20 protein-coding genes and 1 pseudogene are annotated in these 22,390 nt (G+C 70.4%); 10 read left to right on the plus strand and 11 right to left on the minus strand.

Annotated elements, in window-relative coordinates; translation table 11 throughout:
• The first annotated feature begins 4 nt into the window (after window positions 1-4).
• A complete protein-coding gene (locus tag AB0C87_RS34040) occupies window positions 5-688 on the plus strand; it encodes a haloacid dehalogenase type II (protein ID WP_360581275.1) in 684 nt (227 codons plus the stop codon).
• Between the two features lie 306 nt (window positions 689-994).
• On the opposite strand, the gene AB0C87_RS34045 is transcribed toward AB0C87_RS34040, so the two are convergent.
• The 3 genes from AB0C87_RS34045 to AB0C87_RS34055 form a co-directional block, all read right to left on the minus strand.
• Window positions 995-2,281 (minus strand): hypothetical protein, encoded by a 1,287-nt coding sequence (locus AB0C87_RS34045; RefSeq protein ID WP_360581276.1) that lies wholly within the window; start codon window positions 2,279-2,281, stop codon window positions 995-997.
• Window positions 2,282-2,645: 364 nt separating this feature from the next.
• Window positions 2,646-6,314 carry a helix-turn-helix domain-containing protein gene (locus tag AB0C87_RS34050; protein WP_360581277.1) on the minus strand — a complete coding sequence of 1,223 codons (3,669 nt, stop codon included), beginning with the start codon at window positions 6,312-6,314 and terminating at the stop codon, window positions 2,646-2,648.
• 139 nt (window positions 6,315-6,453) lie between these two features.
• Window positions 6,454-7,446, minus strand: a complete 993-nt coding sequence (locus tag AB0C87_RS34055) for a hypothetical protein (protein WP_360581278.1) — start codon at window positions 7,444-7,446, stop codon at window positions 6,454-6,456.
• Between the two features lie 428 nt (window positions 7,447-7,874).
• Between AB0C87_RS34055 and AB0C87_RS34060 the strand changes: the two genes are divergently transcribed.
• Entirely contained in the window at window positions 7,875-8,831 is a 957-nt protein-coding gene (locus AB0C87_RS34060; RefSeq protein ID WP_360581279.1) for a DMT family transporter, read from the plus strand.
• 10 nt (window positions 8,832-8,841) lie between these two features.
• Window positions 8,842-9,792 carry a LysR substrate-binding domain-containing protein gene (locus AB0C87_RS34065; protein WP_353833188.1) on the plus strand — a complete coding sequence of 317 codons (951 nt, stop codon included), beginning with the start codon at window positions 8,842-8,844 and terminating at the stop codon, window positions 9,790-9,792.
• Window positions 9,793-9,971: 179 nt separating this feature from the next.
• On the opposite strand, the gene AB0C87_RS34070 is transcribed toward AB0C87_RS34065, so the two are convergent.
• On the minus strand, window positions 9,972-10,553 hold the full coding sequence (locus AB0C87_RS34070; protein WP_360581280.1) for a hypothetical protein: 582 nt from the start codon (window positions 10,551-10,553) through the stop codon (window positions 9,972-9,974).
• A gap of 264 nt (window positions 10,554-10,817) precedes the next feature.
• On the opposite strand from AB0C87_RS34070, the gene AB0C87_RS34075 reads away from it, so the two are divergent.
• On the plus strand, window positions 10,818-11,447 hold the full coding sequence (locus AB0C87_RS34075) for a helix-turn-helix domain-containing protein (RefSeq protein ID WP_360581281.1): 630 nt from the start codon (window positions 10,818-10,820) through the stop codon (window positions 11,445-11,447).
• A gap of 404 nt (window positions 11,448-11,851) precedes the next feature.
• On the opposite strand, the gene AB0C87_RS34080 is transcribed toward AB0C87_RS34075, so the two are convergent.
• A complete protein-coding gene (locus AB0C87_RS34080; protein ID WP_360581282.1) occupies window positions 11,852-12,388 on the minus strand; it encodes a dihydrofolate reductase family protein in 537 nt (178 codons plus the stop codon).
• A 124-nt stretch (window positions 12,389-12,512) separates the two neighbouring features.
• Here AB0C87_RS34080 and AB0C87_RS34085 point away from each other — a divergent pair, with 124 nt between their 5' ends.
• Complete coding sequence (locus AB0C87_RS34085) at window positions 12,513-13,163, plus strand: TetR/AcrR family transcriptional regulator (RefSeq protein ID WP_360581283.1); 651 nt, start codon at window positions 12,513-12,515, stop codon at window positions 13,161-13,163.
• Window positions 13,164-13,485: 322 nt separating this feature from the next.
• On the plus strand, window positions 13,486-14,046 hold the full coding sequence (locus tag AB0C87_RS34090) for a GNAT family N-acetyltransferase (RefSeq protein ID WP_353833185.1): 561 nt from the start codon (window positions 13,486-13,488) through the stop codon (window positions 14,044-14,046).
• 47 nt (window positions 14,047-14,093) lie between these two features.
• On the opposite strand, the gene AB0C87_RS34095 is transcribed toward AB0C87_RS34090, so the two are convergent.
• Both AB0C87_RS34095 and AB0C87_RS34100 read right to left on the minus strand, forming a co-directional pair.
• Window positions 14,094-14,705, minus strand: a complete 612-nt coding sequence (locus tag AB0C87_RS34095; RefSeq protein ID WP_360581284.1) for a DNA-binding protein — start codon at window positions 14,703-14,705, stop codon at window positions 14,094-14,096.
• The gene (locus tag AB0C87_RS34100) at window positions 14,696-14,926 is read right to left on the minus strand and encodes a helix-turn-helix transcriptional regulator (RefSeq protein ID WP_360581285.1); all 231 of its coding nucleotides are present in this window, start codon (window positions 14,924-14,926) and stop codon (window positions 14,696-14,698) included. Before AB0C87_RS34100 ends, AB0C87_RS34095 begins: the two co-directional genes overlap by 10 nt.
• 165 nt (window positions 14,927-15,091) lie before the next feature.
• Between AB0C87_RS34100 and AB0C87_RS34105 the strand changes: the two genes are divergently transcribed.
• A complete protein-coding gene (locus tag AB0C87_RS34105; protein WP_360581286.1) occupies window positions 15,092-16,111 on the plus strand; it encodes an aldo/keto reductase in 1,020 nt (339 codons plus the stop codon).
• A 110-nt stretch (window positions 16,112-16,221) separates the two neighbouring features.
• Here AB0C87_RS34105 and AB0C87_RS34110 read toward each other — a convergent pair whose 3' ends face one another.
• The 4 genes and pseudogenes from AB0C87_RS34110 to AB0C87_RS34125 all read right to left on the minus strand — a co-directional run bounded on the left by AB0C87_RS34110 (window position 16,222) and on the right by AB0C87_RS34125 (window position 19,229).
• Complete coding sequence (locus AB0C87_RS34110; protein WP_360581316.1) at window positions 16,222-17,358, minus strand: FAD-dependent monooxygenase; 1,137 nt, start codon at window positions 17,356-17,358, stop codon at window positions 16,222-16,224.
• Between the two features lie 9 nt (window positions 17,359-17,367).
• Window positions 17,368-18,231, minus strand: a pseudogene (gene mca / locus AB0C87_RS34115) (mycothiol conjugate amidase Mca); the annotation flags it as partial.
• Window positions 18,198-19,088 (minus strand): alpha/beta hydrolase fold domain-containing protein, encoded by an 891-nt coding sequence (locus tag AB0C87_RS34120; protein ID WP_360581287.1) that lies wholly within the window; start codon window positions 19,086-19,088, stop codon window positions 18,198-18,200. The gene AB0C87_RS34120 and the pseudogene mca, both read right to left, overlap by 34 nt.
• A 12-nt stretch (window positions 19,089-19,100) precedes the next feature.
• Window positions 19,101-19,229 carry a hypothetical protein gene (locus tag AB0C87_RS34125; RefSeq protein WP_360581288.1) on the minus strand — a complete coding sequence of 43 codons (129 nt, stop codon included), beginning with the start codon at window positions 19,227-19,229 and terminating at the stop codon, window positions 19,101-19,103.
• A gap of 259 nt (window positions 19,230-19,488) precedes the next feature.
• Between AB0C87_RS34125 and AB0C87_RS34130 the strand changes: the two genes are divergently transcribed.
• From AB0C87_RS34130 to AB0C87_RS34140, 3 genes are all read left to right on the plus strand, one after another.
• Window positions 19,489-20,226 carry a VOC family protein gene (locus tag AB0C87_RS34130; protein WP_360581289.1) on the plus strand — a complete coding sequence of 246 codons (738 nt, stop codon included), beginning with the start codon at window positions 19,489-19,491 and terminating at the stop codon, window positions 20,224-20,226.
• Window positions 20,227-20,488: 262 nt separating this feature from the next.
• Window positions 20,489-21,028 (plus strand): DUF1062 domain-containing protein, encoded by a 540-nt coding sequence (locus AB0C87_RS34135; protein ID WP_360358327.1) that lies wholly within the window; start codon window positions 20,489-20,491, stop codon window positions 21,026-21,028.
• A gap of 130 nt (window positions 21,029-21,158) precedes the next feature.
• Window positions 21,159-22,286 carry a sensor histidine kinase gene (locus tag AB0C87_RS34140; protein ID WP_360581290.1) on the plus strand — a complete coding sequence of 376 codons (1,128 nt, stop codon included), beginning with the start codon at window positions 21,159-21,161 and terminating at the stop codon, window positions 22,284-22,286.
• The last annotated feature ends 104 nt before the right edge of the window (window positions 22,287-22,390 follow it).

Genomic DNA, 22,390 nt, shown 5'->3' on the forward strand with positions numbered 1-22,390 from the left:
CAAGTTGCCGAGCTCTGAAGCGCTCGTCTTCGACGTGTACGGAACCCTTGTCGATCCCATCGGGGTCGCGAGGGACTTGGAAGAATGGATGCCACCCGCCGACGCGGCCGAAGTCGCCAGGATCTGGCGCCAGAAGCAACTCGACATCAGTTTCCGTCTTACCGCCATGGGCCGGTACGAGGACTTCGGCTGGTGCACGCGCAAAGCGCTGGACCACGCGCTCGCCGTGCTGGACAAGAAGGTGGAGAACAGTGACAAGGAATCGCTGATCGCGCGCTATAACGACCTTGAACCGTTTCCTGACGCCGCCCCGGCACTGCAAGCGCTGCTCGACCGGGGACACGTCCTGGCCATCCTGTCGAACGGCGCGCCGTCGATGCTCGACGCGATCCTAGACGCCACCGGACTGCGACGGTACTTCGCCGAGGTCATCAGCGTTGACGAGGTCCGTGCGTTCAAACCGTCCCCGCGCCCGTACCATCATGCGGCCATACGTCTCAACCGGACACCATCGCGGGTGCGCCTGGTGTCGTGCAACTCTTTCGACATCATCGGCGCAGAGTCGGCCGGGCTCCGCGCGGCCTGGATTGACCGCTCAGGCGGCGCGTTCGAACCGGACGGCAGCCCACCGGAGATCGTGATCCGCTCCCTCACCGACCTCCTCACCGCGCTCACCCCAAAGAGCTGACGCCCAGCCCACGGACCCCGTAGCGGCCCGCCTATCGGTGCTGGACCGCTTCCTGCCGGTGTGAATCGGCGCGGCCATGGTGCTCGGCCTGCTCGCCGGCCGCGCCGTCCCGTCCTGGACGATGCGTTGGAGTCGGTGAAGGTCGACGGCCCTGCCGATCGCGCTCGGCCTGCTGGTGATGATGTACCCGGTTCTGGCAAGGTGCTCGACGTTCTAGAACTGTGTTTCTTGGTTGGGTGTGGTTGAGGCTGAGGGCATGGGAACGGCGGGGAGGCATTTGCCTCCCCGCCGCGGTTCATGTGGGGATCACCGTTTCGTGATCTGGATACGGTCCGCCACCGGTTGCAGCACCGAGGTGAGCAGGGTGGCGGCTTCGGTGTTGCCGCGCTGGACCAGCGGCCACAGTACGGCCGCCACCTCCAGCCAGTGGCTGTCGGCCGTGCCGGAGGCCGGTGCCTCCGGCTGCCGAGCCCCGGTGACCGCCAAGGACGATCGCCGGGCATCAGTCGGCGTTGGCACGCCACCGACCATGTTGGCGGGCACGGTGCCCACCGCCGCGGGGACGGCCGCACCTCCCGAAGGAATCGCGGCCTCGGCGGCGAGGTGATGTCCGTGCGGCAGCCCGCCGGACCGCATGGCGAACAGCCGCCGGACCAGCGGCCTGTCCAGTTCAGTGGTGTTGGCCGCGATGGCCACCGCGAGGATCACCACTCCGGTGGCCACGAACCAGCCGGGGACTTCCCCCAGCAGCAGCAGCCCGACCGGCAGGCCCATGATCGGCTCACCGGCGGCCAGCACACCGAACTTCTCCTTGCCGAGGTAGCCGATGGCCCGTGCCTCCAGTACCGGAGCAACGGCCACCGTGAGCATGCCGGTGAGTACGGCCAGCCCGATGATGCGGGGCTGGAACCATTCCAGGCCCCCCGAGATCACCAGCCAGCTGGCCGCGCCCGGGATGGTCAGCAGACCGGCCAGGGCCAGGCCGACCGTTTCGGTGCCCCGCTCCTCCAGCTTCTCCATCGCGCTGATGTTGACGGCGAAACACGCCGCGGCCGCGGCGGCGAAGGCGTAACCGAGCCAGTCGGTGTGCGCCTCCTCCTGCAGCGACATGATCCACAGGCCCGCGCCGGCGAGCACCGGCCAGAGCACCGCGGCGTAGCGGGACTCGCGCACCGAGCCCCACACCGCCACCAGCAGCGGGCCGCAGAACGCGATCGCGATCACCGTGGCGAAACTACCCACCCGCTGAGTCGCAGCGACCAGCAGCGGCAGATAGAACACGTTCGCCACCGCCACGCACCCGATCGGCCACCGGGCCGACCGTGCCGAGGCACGCTCCCGGCGGAACACTTCGGCGACCGCGCCGTTGGTGCGGAACGGCCGCACCTCCAGACCGAACCTGAGCGCGGCGTATCCCGCGAGGAACAGTCCACCGAAGATCGCGCCGAGCGCGCCCGGCGCGAAGGGGAACTGCTTCTCATCTTCGGCGCCAAGGGCGGAGAACGCGTCCCCCGCCACACAGAACAGCAACCCCAGCAGGCCGATGACGACCCCCCGCAGCGTGCCGTTCCCAGGCAATCGCACCTTGGACATGAGCAAGCCTCTCTTGTTTGTCTTGTCTCCCCGGCGCAGAGCCGGGCGGCGGGCAGCCTCTGCCCACAACGAGTACAGTCCAGGACGAGCCAATAATGACAACCGTTATCAATCTCACGGTTTGTCGGCCACCGCTACCAGGTCCGTACCGTCCCGATCCGGTGCCGGCCCGCGCCGCGCTGCTCAAGCGTCACCCCTGGCAACGGCACCTGATGTCGGCGGGGCTACGTGGCCTGAGTGTTGGTGGCGGGTGACAGCACTGCGGTCTCTGGCCGGACGGGAAACTGCCAGGTTGTCCTCCTGTGGCCCGAACTGGCTCGCTATCGCCGTTGGACGTTGCACGTCACACGTGCGCACAGCACGGTCAACTTCGGCATGGGGGGCGGTACGGGATGCCGGGGAAGTGGGAGCGCCATGTGGGTTCGGCGATGCGCGGTGGGCCGAGGGGACAGAGGGAGGCGGCCGCGGTGTCGGTGGTCCACAGGCGGGCGGTGTAGTCGGCGCCGCCGGTCGCCAGGTACGGCATGCCGGGTGAGAAGGCGACCGCGTAGACCGTCCCGCGATGTCCGGTGAGCAGCGCAGACCGGACGGGTTCCGTCCCGAGCGTCCACAGCGCGGTGGCCCCGTCGGAGCCGGCCGTTGCGAGGAGCCGGCCGTCAGGGCTGAAGGCCACCGAGTAGACGGCGTCGGAGCCCGTGCTCAGGCGGTGGACCTCGTGCGGCCGGCGGGCGTCGGTGACGTCCCAGAGGACCGTCGTGCGGTCGGCGGCGCCGCTGGCGAGGAGCCGGCCGTCCAGGGAAAAGGCAACGGCGTTCACGCCGTTGGCGTGGCCCTTCAGGGTCGCGGTCCTGGAGTTGCCCTGGGTGTCCCAGAGCTGGACGGTATGATCGGCGCCGGCCGTGGCGAGGAGTCGGCCGTTCGGTGAGTAGGCGAGCGCCTGGACGCCAGAGGTGTGGCCGCGCAGCACGGCGGGCGGGCTCTGTGGCGCGTCGGAGGCCCAGACGGTGACGTCGGGATCCTCTCCGGCTATGGCCAGATGCCGTCCATCGGGCGCGAACGCTACGGCGAACACGTTGCCGCGGTCCGGACGGAGTGTGATGGCGAGCCGGGGACGGGCCGGAGCGGCCACGTCGTAGACGCCGACCGTCCCGTCGAGGTCACCGGCCGCTAGCCGCCGGGAGTCGGGGCTGAAGGCGACCGACTGCACATGGTCGCCGAGGCCGCCGACCGACGCGACGGCGCGTGGGACGTGCGGATCGGTGACGTCCCAGAGGCGGAACGCCTGGTAGCTGCCGATGGCCAGCAGCCTCCGGTCGGGGCTGAAGGCGAGTGAGTCGACCTCGCCGTTGTTGCCGCCGAGGATCGGGCGGCGCAGGTCCCACAGGCGGATCGTGTCGTCGGCGCCTGCGCTCGCCAGGGTCAGGCCGTCCGGGGAGAAGTCCAGCGAGTAGACGGTGTCGGAAGGGCCCTCCAGAACGACCGGGGCGCTCGGCCGCCGGGGATCCGTCGTGTCCCAGAGGCGGATCGAGTGGTCGTAGGAGCCGGTGGCGAGCGTCCGGCCGGCGAAGGACGCGCCGCTGACGCCGCTCGTGTGGCCCTGCAGGCCGGCGACGTGGTCGAAGCGCGTTCCGGAGACCGCCCACAGGTGGACGAGACCGTCGAAACCGCTGGCCGACAGGACGTCGCCGTCCGGGCTGAACGCGACGCTCAGGATCCGGTCGGAGTTTCCCTTCAGATCGGGCAGGCGGCGCGGCCGGCCGGGCGCCGAGACGTCCCAGACGTGCGCGTTCTTCTCGTAGGCCCCCGCGACGAGGACGCGCGCGTCGGGGCTGAAGGCCAGGGCGCTCACCCCCGCGCCCGCACCGGTCAGCACCGCGAGCGGCTTCGCCCGTGCGGGGTCGGCGACGCTCCACAGCCGGACCGTCCGGTCGTATCCGCCGGACGCGAGGGTGCGGCCGTCAGCGGCGAAGGCGAGCGCCCGGACGCCGTCGGAGTGGCCCCGCAGCGTCACGAGCGGCGCTGGTCGGGCCGGGTCGGCGACGTTCCACAGCCGGACCGTCCGGTCGTCTCCGGTGGTCGCGAGGGTACGGCCGTCCGGGCTGAACACCGCGGCCGTCACCGCTGCGGAGTGGCCGGTCAACACGGTCAGCGGCGCGGGATTGCGCGGGTCCGCGAGGTTCCACAGCCGGACAGTGCCGTCCAGGCTCGCGCTGGCCAGCGTCCTGCCGTCGGGGCTGTACTGGATCTGGTAGACGGCGCCCGTATGGCCGGACATCTGGACCGCGTACGGCGCCGCGTATCCGCTGAGCAGGCTGCCGCGCGCCTCGGTCGTCGGGGCGAGCCGGAACGCCGCGAGAGACAGCTGCGCGGCCAGCGCCGGATCGGCCGCCCGCAGCGACGTCGCCTCATTGGCGACCTTTGCCGACAGCGCGTCGTCACGCTGACGGGACACGGTGCCCGTCGCCCGCAGCGCGACGAGGCTCGTCACGGCGGTCACCAGCACGAGGACGCTCAGGAACGCGACGAGGCGGTAGAGCCGGCGGATCCGGGCGCGTTCACGCCGCGCGCCCGCCACGACGAACTCCCGCACCCGTGACGGCACCGTGCCCGGTGCGGCCCCCTCCACCCACGCCCGCGCCTCCGCCAGGCGCAGGCCCTGGTAGAGGAGCGCGTCGTCGCCGGGCTCGCGTTCCCATTCCTGCGCGGCCTCCGCGAGGCGCTGGCCGAACAGCAGCCGGTCGCGGTCGAGCTCGATCCACTCCGACAGCCGCGGCCAGCAGCGGATCAGCGCCTCATGGGTGATCTGCAGGCCGTCGCGGTCCCGGGTCAGCAGCCGTGCGGCGACGAAGGGGGCCGCGACGTCGGCGAGCCCGTCGACGTCGGCGCTCGGGATCCGGTGCCGGGTCGCCGCCCTGGGACCGGAGATCCGCACGAGCTGGAGGAAGAGCGCCTTGACCAGCTCGCCCTCCGGTCCGTCGAACGTCTCGTACACCGCCTCCGCGGACTTGGCGATCGCGCCATGGATCCCGCCTCCTGCGGTGTAGTCGGCGACGGTGAGCCGCTTGCGGTTGCCGTGCTCCCACGCCGTGCGCAGCGCGTGGGACAGCAACGGGAGCGCACCGGGATCGTGCGCGGCCGCGGTGTCGAGCTCGGCCGGAGCCAAGTCCCGCAGCACCAGCTCGACCAGGCCGTCCTCGACGTCCAGCGCGGCCTCGCGGGCCGGGCCGAGGACCGCGCCTCGCACCTCCGTCTCGTTCATCGGAGTGATCAGGAGCTGCCCCGCGCGCAGCACCTCGGCCAGCGGAGGGCAGGCCAGCGCCTCGCCGTAGAAGTCGGCGCGGAGCGCCACGACGACGACTGACCCGGCGGGTACTCCACCGCCGGTGAGGCCGGCGACGAACGCGTGACGCCCGGCCTCGTCCTCACACTGGGTGAAGACCTCCTCGAACTGGTCGACGACCAGGCAGCACGGATCGTCGAGGCACAGCGCGCGCAGGGCGGCGGCCGGATCCCTGCCAGGTGTCATCCGGACGGGTGGGAGCCGCCGGTCCGAGCTCAGCGCCGCGACGAGTCCCGCGCCGAGCAGCGACGACTTCCCCGAACCCGACGGCCCGACGACGGCCAGCGTCCCGCCGCCCGCGGCGGCCAGGCCAAGGACCCGCTCCAGCAGGTCGCCGGTCAGCCGTTCCCTGCCGTGGAACCAGCGGACGTCGGCCGGCTGGAAGGCTGCCAGACCCGGATAGGGCGCTTCGGCGTTCGCCGCCCGCGGCCCGGGAGCTCGACGGAGCGCGGCAAGAGCGTCCGTCCACGGCTCGGGACCGGTGGCGCCGCAGACGGTCAGGATCGTGCGCAGGTTCTGCTGGGTGGGCAGGTGACGGCCGGAGAAGTAGCCGCCGAGCGTCGCCACCGGGATCGCGGTGGCGCGGGAGACGTCCCGGATGGTGAGCCCGGCGCGCTCGCGGAGCAGCGAGAGCGCCTCGGCGAATTCGGTTCGGTTCCGCGGGACTCGGTCGGGTGGTGGCTCCGTGGGCAAGAACACCGCCTCGGTGGGGGAGTGCGCCGAGATGAGCGTAATCGCGCGAGCACGCATCGATAAGCGGAGTTGCCGGTTGCGGCCGGGAAAGGGCACGTCCGGCCAGGGCGCGGGCCCTCGCCGGACGTGCCCGCCCCGATCACGGGATTCTGCGGAGCTTCACCTCGTCGACCTGGATCCACTCGGCGCCGTTGCCGACTCCCCAGAGCCCGGCGAAGACGGTGGCCTGGGTCTGGGTCGTCGTGCGGAAGACCGATGTGAGCTGGACGTAGTCCTTCTTGATCGGCCCGAAGTGCACCTCGCCGGGCGGCGGCCACGTCCCGGCGAGCCGGGCGCCGAAGAACCCGGTGTTGACCTTGTCGGAGGTGCGGAGCCAGCCGGTGAGCTCGTAGTGGGCGTTGGGGGACACCGGCACCGTCTGCAGGATCGCGTTCCAGTTGGAGGCGGTGGAAAACACGAACGCGTTGTTCCTGCCGGTGAGCATGTTGTTCAGGCCGACGTCGACGCCCTTCCAGTCGGGGCCCTCGGTGAACCAGGGGGAGGAGACCGGCGGACGCGGGTCGCCGTTGAGCGGCCGGTCGAACTCGAAGCCGCCGTTGAACAGGTCCTCGACCTGAAGGTCCCACGTCGGGTAGTTGCCGTCGAAGCGGTGCAGGGGTGCGCCCGACAGGTCGACGCTGGAGACCGTCTGGAATGCGCCGAGGGTGAACGAGCGGGTCACCGCCTGTACGCGGTCCATGTTCCAGTTGTCGAAGACGCCGAACGGGTCGTTGACAACCTCCAGGCGCAGGCCGCTGACTTCGTCGGCGACCACCCCGTGGCTGTCCAGGCAGATCCGGACGGGACTGACCTCGCCGCCGCCCCAGTTCTTGCCGCGGTTGACGTTCTCGATGCGGAACGCCGGTTTGTTCCGCAGCACGACGGTGATCGCCAGGTTGGAGTCGCCGAGCCAGTTGTCGCCGCGCAGGTCGTCGGCGCCGGTCTTGAACGTCAGGAGGATGTCCTGTCTGGCCCCCGGGTCGCAGAAGTGCTCCTCCAAGGCCTCGGCGGCCGCCGACCCGACGCCGAGCAACGACCCGGCCAGAGCCACCGCGCCCACCAAGGCCGCGAGGGCCCTCTTCCTCGTTCTCATGTCTCTCCCATTTCGCTGGTGCCGTCCGGCGCACGGGCGCCGGCCCCGCCATTGCAGCGGCCCATGACCAGCGCGGGAACCCTCACGGGGGATAACCGAACAAGTCCGAACACCCCGTCGGCACAAGCCAGATCGGAGGAGATCTCGGAGACCAGGGGAAACCGTGGGAAGCACCGAGTCGAACGCCTGCCTGGTGGACTGACGCGAGGCATCTCGACACCATCCCGCCCCCACAGGTGCAGCTGCCCTGGGCGGCGGCTGGCGGTTGGCACTGAGAACGATCATGGTTGGCCAGCGCACTGGCGAGCGCCGTCCTCTGGCCGCGCCGGAAGCGTTTCCGCAGGTAGATGCGGCGCGTAAGGAAAACTACCTGGTTTGCGAACTTATGCTAAATGGAACTTCTTCTTGTGGGGTGTCACGTTGAGGGGGTGAGAAAGCGATCCGCGCCCGAGTTCTTCGCCCTGGCGGGCACTGTCGTGCTGTGGGCCTGCGCCTTCCCTGCCATCCGGGTGGGCGTGGCGGGGCTTGGTCTGGCCGCGCTGTCCTTCCTGCGGCTCGCGGTCGCCGCCGTGGCGCTGCTGGCCATGTCCCCGTTCGCGGGTGTGCGCCTGCCGCGCAGGCGGGACCTGCCGCTGATCGCGTTGTGCGGCTTGACCGGCATGACCGCCTATCAGGTCCTTCTCAACTGGGGAGAGGTGCACGTCGCGGCCGGCACGGCCAGTCTTCTGATCGCGATCGCACCCGTGTTCAGCGTGCTTCTGGCCAGTGCGTTCCTGTCCGAGCCCCTTACCCGGAACGTCGTCTTCGGCAGCTTGATCGCCATCGCGGGCACCGCGGTCGTCACCTTGGCCAAGGGGTATGCCGGCTTCAGCGCGGCCTCGCTGGTGGTGCTGGCCGCAGCCGTCGTCCAGGGCGTGTACCACTTCGCCAGCAAGCCGCTGCTCAGGTACTACAGCGGACTGGAGGTGGCCACCTACGCAATGGTCGCGGGCACCGTCTTCGCGCTGCCCCTAGCACCCGAGGCGGCGAAAGCAACTGCCGGCGCCCCGCCAGACGCTCTGTGGTCGGCGGTCTTCCTTGGTCTACTGCCTTCCGCGCTCGGGTTCGTGATCTGGGGGTACGCGGTGGCGCGCCTACCTCTGGCCGCCTCCACCGCGGCCTTGTACCTGGTCCCGCCGGTGGCCCTGGTGGTCTCTTTCGTCTGGCTGGGCGAGAAACCTCTTCCTCTCGAACTGGCGGGAGGCGCGGTCACCGTGGCCGGGGTCGTCCTGATCAACCGCCGTAGGACCAGAAGGCACGGGCCGGCAGCGTATGCGACTGCACGCCCTCCGGCCGCCTCCGCCCACGTCGGCCCCGACCCTCGGACGACACCGCAACGCCACTGAAGAGGTCTCCATGCTTGATGTGCGACGGCTGCGCATGCTGCAGCACCTGGCCGCGTACGGGACGATCGCCGCCACGGCCGACGCGCTGCATCTGACCGGCCCGGCCGTGTCGCAGCAGCTGGCTGTGCTGGAGCGCGAGGCCGGCGTGCCGGTGGTCGAGAAGCGGGGGCGCACGCTGTGCCTGACCCCGGCGGGGGAACTCCTCGTGGCGCACGCCGAGGTGATCCTCGGCGACCTCGCCGCCGCGGAGTCCGACCTGGCCGCCCTGCGGGGCGGGCATCACGGGGTGCTGCGCGTGGCCGCCTTCGCCTCCGCCGCACGCACCCTGCTGCCCCGCGTGTACCGACTACTCGCCCAGCATGAGGACGAGTCGGCGCCCACGCTCACCCTCCGGCTCGACGAGCAGGAACCCGACCAGGCGCTGGAGGGTCTGCAGAAGCACCGCGCCGACGTGGTCCTGGCCCACAGCTACTCGGTGCTGCCCCGTAACTTCCCGCAGAACAGCCGGCAGGACGTTCTCATGGATGACCCTGTGCTGCTGTGCCTGCACCCGGATCGTGCCCGCAGTCTCGGGCTCTCTCCTGGTCAGCCGGCGGACCTCGGTCGGCTTGCCGACGCCCCGTGGCTCACCCCCGGTCCCGAGGCGTCCTGTTACGAGATGATCCAGCGGGCCTGCGGCGCGGCGGGATTCGTCCCGGACATCCGGGTCCGCAGCAGCGACTTCTCGGTGCTGGTGGCCCTCGTCGCCGTGGACGCCGGGGTCGCCCTGGCCCCCCGCCTGGCCATCCCCGAACCTCACGACGGGGTCAGCCTGCATCCCCTGCTCGCGCCGGTCACCCGCACCATCTTCAGCGTCGTCCGCTTCGGCACTGCCCGCAACCCGGCCGTACATCTGTTCCGCACGCTCCTTGAACAGGCGGCTGCCCAGCATGGCCCCGCTCATCAGCCGGATCAGACCTGACCGCGTGGCCGAGGGACAGGCGCCGTCGAACGGCTTGACGAGATGGTCCGGGCACTGTCCCGGCTCAGCGCTGGGCCCGCCGCGAGTACGAGAACCGGGTCGGCACGCTCACACCCTGAACGTGATCGTTCTCAGCTAAGAGCCGGTAGCCCGGGTGTGGTCGGTCATGTCAGTTCCTCTCACTCGTGACCCTGGTTGTCGCTCCGTCCGAGGCGTAGTGCGGAGACGAGGAAGAAGATGCCGCCGAGCAGGGCGTAGCCGGCCACGTTGGCCAGGGAGGCGTCTGCGCTCGACGCCATGAGGAAGAACGACGTGCCGGCCAGCACCGAGATCGCCCCGCTGGCGATCATCGCCCACTGTCCTCCCATGCGGCGCCGTCGGACGGCCACGACGAGCTGCACGATGTCGGCCACGACGGCCCATGCGCCCCAGACTCGCAGGACGGCCGGCACCCCGGAGGTGAGGGCGACGGCGAGCAGGACGGCGGTAAGGGTGCTGATCGCGACGTTGACGTAGAGACCTGGGACGGAGCCGTTCGCGGATCCGCCGCTCGCGTTGACTCGCGCGGAGCGGGCATCGACGACGGCGGCGGCCACGTCGAACGCCAGGTACAGCACGATCAGTACCGCGGTCAGCGGGTTGATGCTCGACGCGGTCGGGAACAGCAGGGCCGCCCAGACGAGGGCGAACCCGAAACGCACGAGGTAGAGCCGCCGGAGTGTCGCTGCGACACCGGTCACAGCCGGGGCGGTGATGGTCATGACGAATTCCCTTCATTCGGGTGGATCAGCGCGGGAAGAACCCGGTCGTCGGCCGACCGGGCTGCGGAGGCCGCGACGGTCGTCCTCGACGAACCCCAGCCCACGGCGTTCCTCCGCGCGGTGGGGCGGCCTGCCGCGAGCTGGACGCGTCGCGGTCCGGCGCGGCACCGTTAGGTAGAAAGACTGTTCTCTCTTGCATGGCCGAGCTTGGCAGACGTCGCCCACGAATGCAAGACCGATCGTTCTTTCTGCTACGGTCGAGACATGGCTACACCGATCCGTCCCGCGCACGACGGCCAGAACAGCGGCACGGGGAGGCAGGGGCGGTCTGAGGCCCGGGAACGGCTGCTGTCCACGGCCAGCGCCCTGTTCTATCGGGAGGGAATCCGAGCGGTCGGGGTCGAGCGGATCCTCGCCGAGGCCCCGGCCACGCGAGCGACGTTCTACCGGCACTTCCCGTCGAAGGAAGACCTCGTACTCGCCTACCTCCGCGGCGTCGACGCCCACATCCGCGCCAACACGCAGGCAGCCATCGAGGCCGCGCCGTCGCCGGCCGACGCGCTGCGCGCGATCGGCGCCGCCGTCGCCGCCGACCTGGCCAGACCAGAGTTCCGCGGATGCGCTTTCCTCAACGCCGCCAACGAGTACCCCGACCCCGACGACCCCGTGCGGCAGGTGGTCCTCGATCACCGGGCCTGGTACGTGACCACCCTTACGGAACTGTTCACGCAGGTCTTCGGGGGCTCACCGCGACGCGGCAAGCCAGAGCACGCCGCAAGGCACTTCGTCATGATGCGCGACGGCGCCATGACCGGCGCCCACCTCGACGGCGTCGAGAGCGTCGGTGGCGCGTTCAAACGCGGCGTTGAGGGTCTCCTCACCATGCTCCACTGAGCACTCGCCCGCCTCGCAGCAACCGAGTTTCGTCCGGTCGCGTGACGCAGGGGGCATCCTGCAGCCTCGGGCCGATACTTCCCGATGCCGCCAGGCGCGAGTCAAGCGCTGATGCTCCGGAGGTGATGGAGGGCGGTCGGCGTGCGCTCCGAGGTTCGCTTGCGGGCCGTGCCAGCGGCTTTCCGCTGGCCAGCCCCACCGCGTGAAATGAATGGTCGCCGCCCGGAACCGAAAGCGGCGATATTTCCCTGTCAGAGTGGTCCAGGGCTCGAGTCCGTGCCACCGGCCCCAAGGCAGCCCCAAGGCAGCTCTGTGTGATGAGCCCAGAAAGCTGACTCTCAGCTGGCGGGCTCTGTGGCCGGGGTCCCGACCACGGTGGCTGCCAGCTGAGAGTCGGTTCGTTCTCAGGCGGCCGGGGTGTAGATCTGGTTGATCACGCCGGTGGTGAAGGTTTCGGATGTGGTCAGGTTCAGCTTGATGGTGTCGAGGCCGTCGAACCAGCGGGCGCCCTTGCCGACGACGATGGGGTGGACGAACAGCTGCAGCTGGTCCAGAAGCCCCGTCTCCAGTAGGGACCTCACGAGGGTGAGGCTGCCGGTGACGGCGATGTCCTTGCCCTCGGAGCTCTTGAGCGCGTGGAGCCCGGCGGCCACGTCACCACTGATGATCTCGGTGTTGTTCCAGGTGGCTTCGGTGAGCGTGTTGGTGACCACGTACTTCTTCTGGTCGTTCATGAAGCCGGCGAACTCGTCCTGGCTGGTGGGCCAGTAGGCGGCGAACTCCTCGTACTGGACACGCCCCAGCAGCATCGCGTCACAGCCGGCCATGGCCCCGCCGACTGCGTTGCCCATCTCGTCGTTGAAGTACGGGAAGTGCCAGGTGTCGGGGGCCTCTGCCACGCCGTCCAGCGACACGAACAGGCTACTGATGATCTTGCGCATTGGATTCTCCTGGCCTAGGGGGTGAACCGTACCGTACGGTACTGCCCGGCGGTACGGTACCGTACGGTACTGTTCGGACAGAGTCAATGTTCGTTCTGGCAGAGCAGAACCAGGAGAAGCGACGATGCCGAAAGCCGAACCTCCGCGGGCGGGCGCCGGGGAGGATCTCGCCGCGCAGACGCGGCGCCGGATTATGGATGCGGCGATGGAGGTGTTCCTGCGCGACGGCTACGTCGGCGCGAAGACCGACGAGATCGCTTCGGTGGCTGGAGCGTCGAAGCAGACGATCTACAAGCACTTCGGGCGCAAGGAGAAGCTGTTCGAGCAGATCGTTCTCGATCGCCTGGGCGGCATCGATGAGCTCTTCCAGGCCGCCCTGGGGGAGCTGGCGATCACCGATGACGTCGAGACCACCCTGACGGCGGTCGCGCGCCAGTTCGTCCACGCCATCACGCAACCCTCACACCTGCGCGTGCGTCGCCTGGTCATCGCCGAAGCCGGTCGCTTCCCCGAACTCGGCCGTGCCTACTTCGAGGCAGGCCCCGAGCGAGTGCACGCCGCGCTGGCATCGTCCTTCGAGCAACTGACCCACCGCGGACTGCTGCGGATCGAAGACCCCGTCCTCGCGGCCAACCATTTCACCTGGCTGGTCGTCTCGATCCCGGTCAACAAGGTCATGTTCTGCGGTGAGGGCGTCCATTTCGCGCCAGCCGAACTCGACCACTACGCCGACACCGCCGTTCGCGCCTTCGCCGCCGCCTACCGCGCGTCCTGAGCGGCTGAAACGTCCTCGGGTGTCGGTCTAGCGACGCCCGAGGACTCAGGAAAGCGGCAGGGATTGGCGAGCCACCGGAATCCTCGGCGAAGGGAGCCGCGTGCAGATCGTCTCGGCGGCCGCCGTGAGCTCGCCGAGACGATCCGCCGCTGTCTGGGGGCCGGGGAGTTTCTTGAGGCGGTTACGCACGTATGCGCGCGTACGGCGCCGAGGTCGTAGGAGGGCGAGCGGTCCGGGGACTCTCGCGGGTGTGGGCGTGCGGCGGGTGGTGCGGGATCGGCATCAGGTGCCGAGGGAACGGTGCCGCGGATATCGTCGGCCCATGAGCGAGCCCCTTCTCGGTGAGTCGGTGACGTTGCGTCCGGCGACGATGGACGATGTGCCCGCGCTGGCGGCGATTCGCGCGAGGCCGGAGGTCCGCCGGTGGTGGCGAGGTGGAACCGACCTGGTAGCCGAGGTGGCCCGCGAGCTCGCCGATACCGACACGGGGAAACTGGTCATCGAACACGAAGGCCGGACCGTCGGCCTGATCCAGTGGCACGCCGAGCAGGACCCCGACTACCGCCACGCCGGCATCGACATCTACCTCGACCCGTCAGTGCACGGTCGCGGCCTGGGGCCCGACGCGATCCGCACTCTCGCCAGGCACTTGTTCGAGGACCACGGCCACCACCGGATCACCATCGACCCGGCCGCCTCCAACGCCGCCGCCATCCGCTGCTACGAGAAGGTCGGCTTCCGTCCGGTCGGCGTCATGCGCCAGTACGAACGCGACATCGACGGCACGTGGCACGACGGCCTCCTCATGGACCTCCTGGCCGACGAGTTGGCCGACCGCGTCCAGGCGACGGGTGGCGGGATGAAAGCTCTGCCAGGCGAGTAGCCGCCCCGTGATGGGCCTGCCAAATCCACTGTCCGTTCCGGCGCCCGTCAGACCGGGACGCCGACGACCTCCAGTAGCCGCAGCCGCTCGGCGGTCTCGCTGCCCTCCGCCACGGTGAAGGCCATGATCCGCAGATCGCTGCCGAGCGCCGCGAGGATGTCGCAGTCGAGGGTGAGTTCGCCGACGCTCGCGTGCCGGATCGTCTTGGTCAGGGGCTCGTGCACACCTACCACGCCGGAGTCCCACAGCGCCGCGAAGTCACCGCTCCGGGCACGGAGCTCATCGATCAGTGCGGCCAGTCCGGCATCCTTCGGATAGCGAGCCGCCGCCGCTCTCAGGTCGGAGATGAAGGCGGCGCGGTTACCCGTCTCCCTGCTCATGGCCTGGGGGTATCCGGCCGGCGGTTCCACGAAGGACCACCACACCGCATTTCTCCGGAAGCCGCGCGCCGCGGGCGGGTTGCCGAACAGCGCGGCCCACAACCGGTTCCACGTGATGAGGTTCCATGCGGCGTCGTACACGCTCAGCGGTGTGCCGGTCAGCCGATCCAGCAGGCGCTGCACGCCGGCTGGCACATGGTCGGAAATCTGCCCGGGGCCCGGCACCGCCTGACCGGCGAGCACGAAGAGGTGCTCACGCTCCGCCGTCGTCAGCCGCAACGCCGAGCCAGCGCGGACAGTACTTGGGGGGACGGATTCGTCGACCTGCTCTGTTCGAGCCGCACGATGTAGTCGACGGACAAGCCGGTGAGCAGGGCGAGCTCCTCACGCCGCAGGCCCGGCGCGCGCCGGCGTCCGTCGTCCGGCAGGCCGGCCTCGGCCGGTTTCGTGCGATCCCGCCAGGCGTGCAGGGCCTTGCCAAGATCCGTGGATCCGGTCATCTCCCCAGTATGGGCAGTCGGCCGCGTCCCGTCGTGGTACTCCCGGTCCACTGGCTGCGGCGGGTACTGGTTGATGCCCGCGGGTCCGCGGAAGGTGGATGTACCGGCCGACGGGCGGTGGCCGGCCGGGATCCACTCGCCGGTCGGGACCGAAGGAGCACGTTCATGAAGTATCGCAACCTCGGGCGAACCGGGATCAAGGTCAGCCCCTACGCACTCGGCACGTTGATGTTCGCCAGCCAGATGGGCAACGACCCGGACGAGTCGGTCAGGATCATCCACAAGGCGATGGACGCCGGGATCAACCTCATCGATACCGCCGACCGCTACGCCGACTCCGAGGACATCGTCGGAAAGGCCCTCAAGGGCCGCCGCGACGGGGTGATCCTGGCCACCAAGGTCGGCATGCCCATGGGGGAGGGCGTCAACCAGCAGGGTGCCTCACGCCGCTGGATCACCACCGCCGTCGAGAACTCCCTGCGGCGGCTCGGCACCGACTACATCGACATTTATCAGCTCCAGCGGCCTGACCCGGACACCGACCTGGAGGAGACCCTTGCCGTTCTGACCGACCTCGTCGGGGCCGGCAAGGTGCGCGTGATCGGTTCCTCGACGACGCCCGCCTCGGTGATCGTCCAGGCTCAGTGGGCCGCCGAACGCGCCGGCCTGCAGCGGTTCCGCACCGAGCAGCCGCCGTACTCCATCCTGAACCGCGGCATCGAACGGGAGGTCCTGCCGCTGGCGCAGGAGTACGGCATGGGCGTCATGGCGTGGGGTCCATTCGGCCAGGGCCTGCTGACCGGCAGAGTGCGCAAGGGCGGTGAGAACGACCTCAAACGCGTCCAGTTCTCCCGCCACCTCACCGACGAGCGCCGCATCGACGTCGTCGAACATCTCATCCCGCTCGCCGAGGAGGCCGGCCTGCCCATGACCCACCTGGCCATGGCGTTCGCCATCGCCCACCCGGGCGTCACCGCCGCGCTCCTCGGCCCGCGCACCATGGAACACCTCGACGACCTTCTGGCCGGCGCCGACGTCGAGCTGCCCGACGACATCCTCGACCAGATCGACAAGATCGTCCCGCCGGGTACCGAGGTCAGCGCGCTCGACCAGGAGTACAAGCCCCCGGCATTGCTCGACCCCGCTCTCCGCCGTCGTCCCGCCGGGCTCCGGTCGGCGGCCTGAGCCCGGAGGGCCAGGCGGCGGTCTGCCCCGGGAGGTGGTCCAACACGGTGTACGCGGTGGCGTTCAGCCCGGACGGCCAACGCTTGGCCAGCGCCCCACGCCACCACCTTTCAGTAGGTCTTCAGTGACAGGTCGGCGTCGGGCTCGTCGGACGGCTCGGTGAGCTGGGCGGCCATGGCGTCGAACATCTCTTGCGTGGGCTGGGCGAAGACGTACTGGCTGCCGTGGACGCCGATCTCCTGGTTGCGCGCGACATGCTCGCGCAGGGCCGATTCGTAGGCGGTGAAGGCCGCTTCGTGGTCGCCGTCCGCGGTGGCGAGCTCGCCGGCCAGGACGTACGCACCGATCAGTGCCTGGGAGGTGCCGCGTCCGGAGGTGGGGGCGGCGCAGTGGGCGGCGTCGCCGACGAGCACGATGCGGCCCTTGGACCAGGTCTCCATGCGGATCTGGGTCATGGCGTCGAAGTAGAGGTCACGGGTGGTGTCCAGTTTCTCCAGCAGGGCGGGCGTCTGCCAGCCGAGGTGGGCGGCCCGCTGCCGGAGGATCCTCTTGTGCGCTTCGATGTCGCGCCGGCCGTAGGCCAGGAGCTCGTCGGACTTGAACAGCAGGCCCACCCGAGCGGCCGCGTTGTTCTTGACGCTGAAGATGCTCAGCGCTGCTGTCTCACCATCGCCGGTGGCCATCCCTTCGTGGTCGAGGCCGAGGTGGTTGCCGGTCTCCCAGTAGCCGTAATAGCAGCCCAGGTAGTGGGCGAAGTCCTCCTCGGGACCGAACGCCAGCCGGCGCACCGCCGAGTGAGCGCCGTCCGCGCCGATCACCAGGTCGAAGCGCTCCGGGGGCGCGTGCTCGAAGGTGACGCTCACCCCGTCCTCGTCCGGTTCCAGTGCGGTGATCGAGTCGCCGAAGCGGTACTCGACCCCGGCCTGTACGGCCCTGCCGTACAGGATCTCGATGAGTTCGTCGATGAGGACCTCCAGCTCACCGGCGTACAGGATCGACGGTATGACGGCGTACGGCGTTCCCTCGGCGTCCACGATGGTGCAGTCGCCGATGCCGGTGTCATGTTCCTTCACCTGCTCCAGCAGGCCCATCCGCTCCAGCACGGTCAGCGCGGGGCCGCGGAAGTCGACGGCCTGGCCGCCCTGCCGCAGGGCGGGGGCCTGTTCGACGACGGTCGGGGCGAATCCGTGATGCCGGAGCCAGTAGGCGACCGTCGAGCCCGCGACCCCGCCGCCGGAGATCAGCACCTTGCGGGGACGCAGGCCGGAGAACAGGTCGTCCTCGGGGAGGGAGGTCTCTACGTGGGAGCGGGCCAGGTGGTAGTCCTCGGTGGGCCAGACCTCCCGCTCGACGTCGCGGTCGTGCAGCATGAGGCCGGCGTTCGGGTCGATCTGGGTGGCGTGTGCGAGCAGCGCCCGGTCCCTGACGCCGAAGTACTCCGCGCAAGGCACCTGGGTTGTGAACTGCGGCGCGGGGACGTCAGCGGGGAATTCGGCCAGGACGGCCTGCATGCCCGAATCGATGCCGCGGGCGGTCATCGCGTCGTGCATGGTCTGGAACCAGGCCTTGGACAGGGCGCCGTGGTAGTAGAGCTTGAGCGGCTGCCAGGGCTGCCCGGTGCCGGGAAACCGGTCGGCTTCGCCTGCCGCCTCGAACGCCGCGACGGTCACTTCATGGGTTCTGATGTGGTCGGGGTGCGGATAGCCTCCGGTTTCGTCATAGGTGACGATGACGTGCGGGCGGAACTCGCGGATCAGCGCCACCAGCCGCCCGGCGGCCTCCTGCAGCGGGGCGAGGGCGAAGCAGCCCTCCGGCAGCGGCTCGCCCGCCGCCGGGAGCCCGGAGTCGACGAAGCCGAGGAATCGCTGCCGGACGCCGAGGACCTCCCGGGCGGCCTCCATCTCGGCCCGCCGGATCGCGGCGAGGTTCTCGCGCACCCCGGGCCAGTCCATGGCGGGGTTGAGCACGGTGCCGCGCTCGCCGCCGGTGCAGGTGACCACCAGGACGTCCGCGCCCTCGGCGGCGTATTTGGCGAGGGTCGCGGCGCCCTTGCTCGACTCGTCGTCGGGGTGGGCGTGCACGCTCATCAGGCGCAACGGTTCTCTTCGAGTGACTCGCATGCAGATCTTCCGTTGGTGAAGTCCGCCAGGCGGCGGAGGAATGTGGTCGTGGTCGTGAGGGGGGTTCCGGTCAGCATCGCCAGGTGGAAGACGTGGGGCATGCCTTCGTAGACGTCGAGGGCGGCGTGAGTACCGGCGCTCTCGGCCGCCGCGGCGAAGCGGCGCACGTCGTCGGCCAGCACCTCTCGAGAGCCTGCTACCAGCAGCAGGTCCGGCAGTCCGGCGAGGTCGCCGTGCAGGGGTGACTGCGGCGCCTGATCGGGCCGTGCGCCCGCCAGGTACTGGGCGCAGACCCGTTCCAGGACGGCACGGTTGATCAGGTCCTGCCCGTCATCGGCCCTCGGGGAGAGGCTGGACAGGGTCAGGTCGGTCACCGGCGACACCGCGACGGCCCTGGGCAGCGGCTTCTCCGCGGCCTTGAGCGCCAGCAGGGCCGACAGCACCAGGGTGCCGCCCGCCGACTCGCCGAACAGGACGACCTCCGCCGCTCCGCGGGTGAGCAGGTCGTCGTGCGCGGCCAGCACGTCGTGCAGCGCCGCCGGGTAGGGGTGGGCGGGGGCCAATCGGTAGTCGATCGCGAAGACGGGGCGGCCGGTGGCCTTGGACAGGTGGTAGGCCAGGAGCCGTTCCGCTCGCGGTTCGGTGTGCGCGAAGCCGCCGCCGTGGACGTACAGCACTACTCCCGCGTCGGTGCCGGACCGCCCGGAGACGTTCACCCACTGGCCGGGCAGGCCGCCCGCGCCGGGGAGCGCAGGCGCCTGGTCGGAGTCGGCGGGCAGGTCGGGAACGCCGGCTGTCAGCAGGTCGAAACGGGCCCTGACGGCGGCGATCTCTTCGGTGGTGGCGCGGATGTGCATGGGTGCTTCTCCTCAGCGGCCCTTCCTGCCGCGAGGCGGCAGCGGTTTGCGGAGCAGGGGCCTGGGGTTGGGACGGATGTGCTTGCCGTACGCGAACGGGGCCTTCCTGGACGCCGGCGGTGGGGTGATGCGCAGGTTCATGCGCGCTCCTCTCGTTGAGACGTGAACAAACTTAGGCTGAGCATAAATATGTGTCAAGAATATTTTTGTTGGCGACCCATGGAACACTGGATCGCATGACCGCTGGACTTCGTGAGCTGAAGAAGCAGCAGACCCGGCAGGCGATCTCCGACGCCGCGAGCCTGGCCCGAGCCGTCGCCGACGGTCGCCGGCCGGGAGGGTGTTTGGCCTGCTGGCCGGGTTCAGAAGACCTCGCCGTCTGGGCTTAGGGTGGGGCGCCATGGCGCTGCAACTTGTTCAGGTGAACTTCAAGGCTCGGGATGACTCGGCGCTTGGCCGGTTCTGGGCGGAGGCGCTCGGCTGGGGCACTTCCAGCGAGGGACCCGGCGTGACCAACCTTGAGCCCGTGGGCTTCGACTGGCCCGACCCCACCGCCGTCTGCGTCGACCTCGTCACCGTTCCGGACCCCGAAACGGTGAAGAACCGTGTCCACCTCGATCTCGCCACCACCTCCGAGGCCCATCAGGCGGAGCTGGTCGCGCGCCTGACCGATCTCGGTGCGACGCCCGCGGACGTGGGCCAGGGCGACGTCCCGTGGACGGTCATGGCCGATCCGGAGGGCAACGTGTTCTGCGTCCTGGAGCCTCGGGACGTCTACCGGGACACCGGGCCGATCGCCGCGGTGGTGGTCGACTGCGCGGATCCGCGGGCCATGCTGCGGTTCTGGGGCGAGGCGATCGGCTGGACCGTGCACGAGGAGACCGATGATCGTGTGGTGCTGCGCTCCGCCGAGGGCGTCGGCCCGTATCTGGAGTTCCTCCGCGCGCCCAGTGTGAGGACGTGGTGGAGCCGCGTGCATATCGATCTGCTGCCCGACCCCGCGGAGGCCAAGGACGCGGAGGTCGCCCGCCTGCGGGGTCTCGGCGCCACGGACCTTGACCTCGGCCAGGGCGACGTGCCGTGGACGGTCCTCGCGGACCCGGAGGGCAACGAGTTCTGCGTCCTCGGCCGGGGCTGACGCGGGCCGCGAGGAAAACCGCTTGAGCCCTCCTTCGGGGTGCCGTAGGTTGCGTGCGGCCCTGTCGCAGTGAAGACAAAGGACAGAACCGCGTGACCCCGCCTGCTCTTCAGACCTGACACCTTTTCTCGCTCACCTGTAGCCGACGCTCTCGTCGGCTCCGCCGGGCTGCCGTTGCGCGCCCGGTCGTTCAGCGTTCGAGGCCGCGCGTAATCGGCCTCGTGTCAGGTCTAGAGGGCTCATGTCTTCACAACCTCATATCGTGCTGCCCTGGGTCGTGCACCGCACCAGGCTGCCTCTGCTCTCGCTGCGGTGCGTGGACTGCCTCTCGGAGTCGGCCACCACCGGTGAGGGCAGGTTCCGCGTCAACGCCAACGGCAAGCTGCTGGACGTGTGGCTGCTGGTTCGCTGCGTGTCCTGCGATCGGACGCGCAAGGTCCCCGTGCACGAGCGGGTGCCGGTCAGGTCCATCGATCCGGTCGAGCTCCACGGCTACCGCGTCAACGATCCGGAGCTGGTGGCGTCCAGGCTGCTGGATCCGCTGCTGGCCCGGCGCAACCGCTTCACCCTGGACTGGACGGGAGCCTGGCGGCTGGACGTCCCGTCGCCATGGCAGGACGGGGCGTGGCCGGTCCGGGTGGAGGTCGTCTTCGAGGATCCAGTGCCGGTGCGGCCGGACCGGCTTATCGCGCAGGGGCTCGGCCTCAGCAGGAACGAGGTGCTGCGCCGGATCAAGTGCGACGTTCCGCTACGCCGTCCGAGAACCACCGGGTTCACCTTCACGGTGATGGCCAGGGACTAGCGAGGAAGGACCGGGCGGGCCACCCGGCCCGCCCGGTCCTTGCCCCCGATACCGGCGGCCCTGCGCGAGTCGTCCTGCGCGCTGCGGAGTTCGGTCGGTGGCCGAATCCGCGCTGGTAGCGTCTGCAGGCGTGCGAGACCGGTTCGAGGCGTCGTTGCCGACGCGGTGGAAGGCGCCGCTGGTGGCGGGCGCGCTGGCGGCGCTGTCACCGGTGCTGCTCCTGGCGCCCCGCGGCGTGCCGGCGGAGGCCGGGCGCCCGCTGGTGACGGCGCTCGTCATCGTCCAGGCCGCGGCGCTGTGGTGGCTGGGTTCGCGGCCCGCCGTGGTCACCGCGGTCGCGGTGGTCTCCGGGGCGGCCCTGCAGTGGCTGGTTCCGGCGGCCGGGACGGGGATCGCGCTGGTGGTGCTGAGCACGTTCGCCTGGCTGCGGCCGGCGCGGACGTCGCTGTGGGCGGCGGTGGGAACGGCGGCCGTCCTCGGCGCGGCGGCCGGCGCCGGCGGCCGCGGCGTCGCGGCGATCCTGTGGCCGGTCGCGGCGGTCCTGGCGTGGAGCTGGGGCGCGCTCGGACGGGCGTGGGCGGCGCGGCGGCAGGCCGAGGCGCGCCGGGCGGTGCTGGAGGAGCGGGCTCGCATCGCGCGTGAACTGCACGACGTCCTGGCGCACACGGTGTCGGTGATGGTGGTGCAGGCCGCCGCCGCGGACGACGTGTTCGACACCAGCCCCGAGAAGGCGCGGGAGGCGGTGCGGAGCCTTGAGGCGTCGGGGCGGGAGGCGCTGGTCGAGCTCCGCCGCTTCGTGCGCACGGTGCGGCTGCTGGACGGGGAGACCGCGGCGGTTCCCGACGGCGACGCCCTGGTGCCGCAGCCGACGCTCGCGGATCTGGAGCGGCTCGCCGGGACGGTGGAGGCCGCAGGGCTCCCCGTCCGCGTGGTGCGGGAAGGGCTGGAGGACGCCGACGTCCCGCCGGGCGTGGCCCTGTCGGCGTACCGGATCGTGCAGGAGTCGCTGACCAACGCCCTGCGGCACGCCCGCGCGTCCACCGCGGTCGTCACGGTCCGCGCGCGGGACGGCCGGCTGACCGTGGAGGTCCGCGACGACGGGACGGGCGGCGGCCGGTCGGCGTGGACGGGCGCCGGGCAGGGGGTCGCCGGGATGCGCGAGCGCGCGGCGCTGCTGGGCGGGACGCTGGAGGCCGCGCCGGATCCCGCGGGCGGGTTCCGGGTCCGCGCCCACCTGCCGCTGGAGGAGACCGCCTGACGGCCCGGGGCTCACACTGCCTCGGAGCCCGAGATCGCGCGTCGTCTGACGGTCACCGAGGCGACGGGGAGGACGCGCGTGTCGTCGACTCTGCGCCAACTCGG

This window comes from Actinomadura sp. NPDC048021 (assembly GCF_040653135.1).
In the GTDB taxonomy this organism is placed as follows: Bacteria; Actinomycetota; Actinomycetes; order Streptosporangiales; family Streptosporangiaceae; genus Spirillospora; species Spirillospora verrucosospora.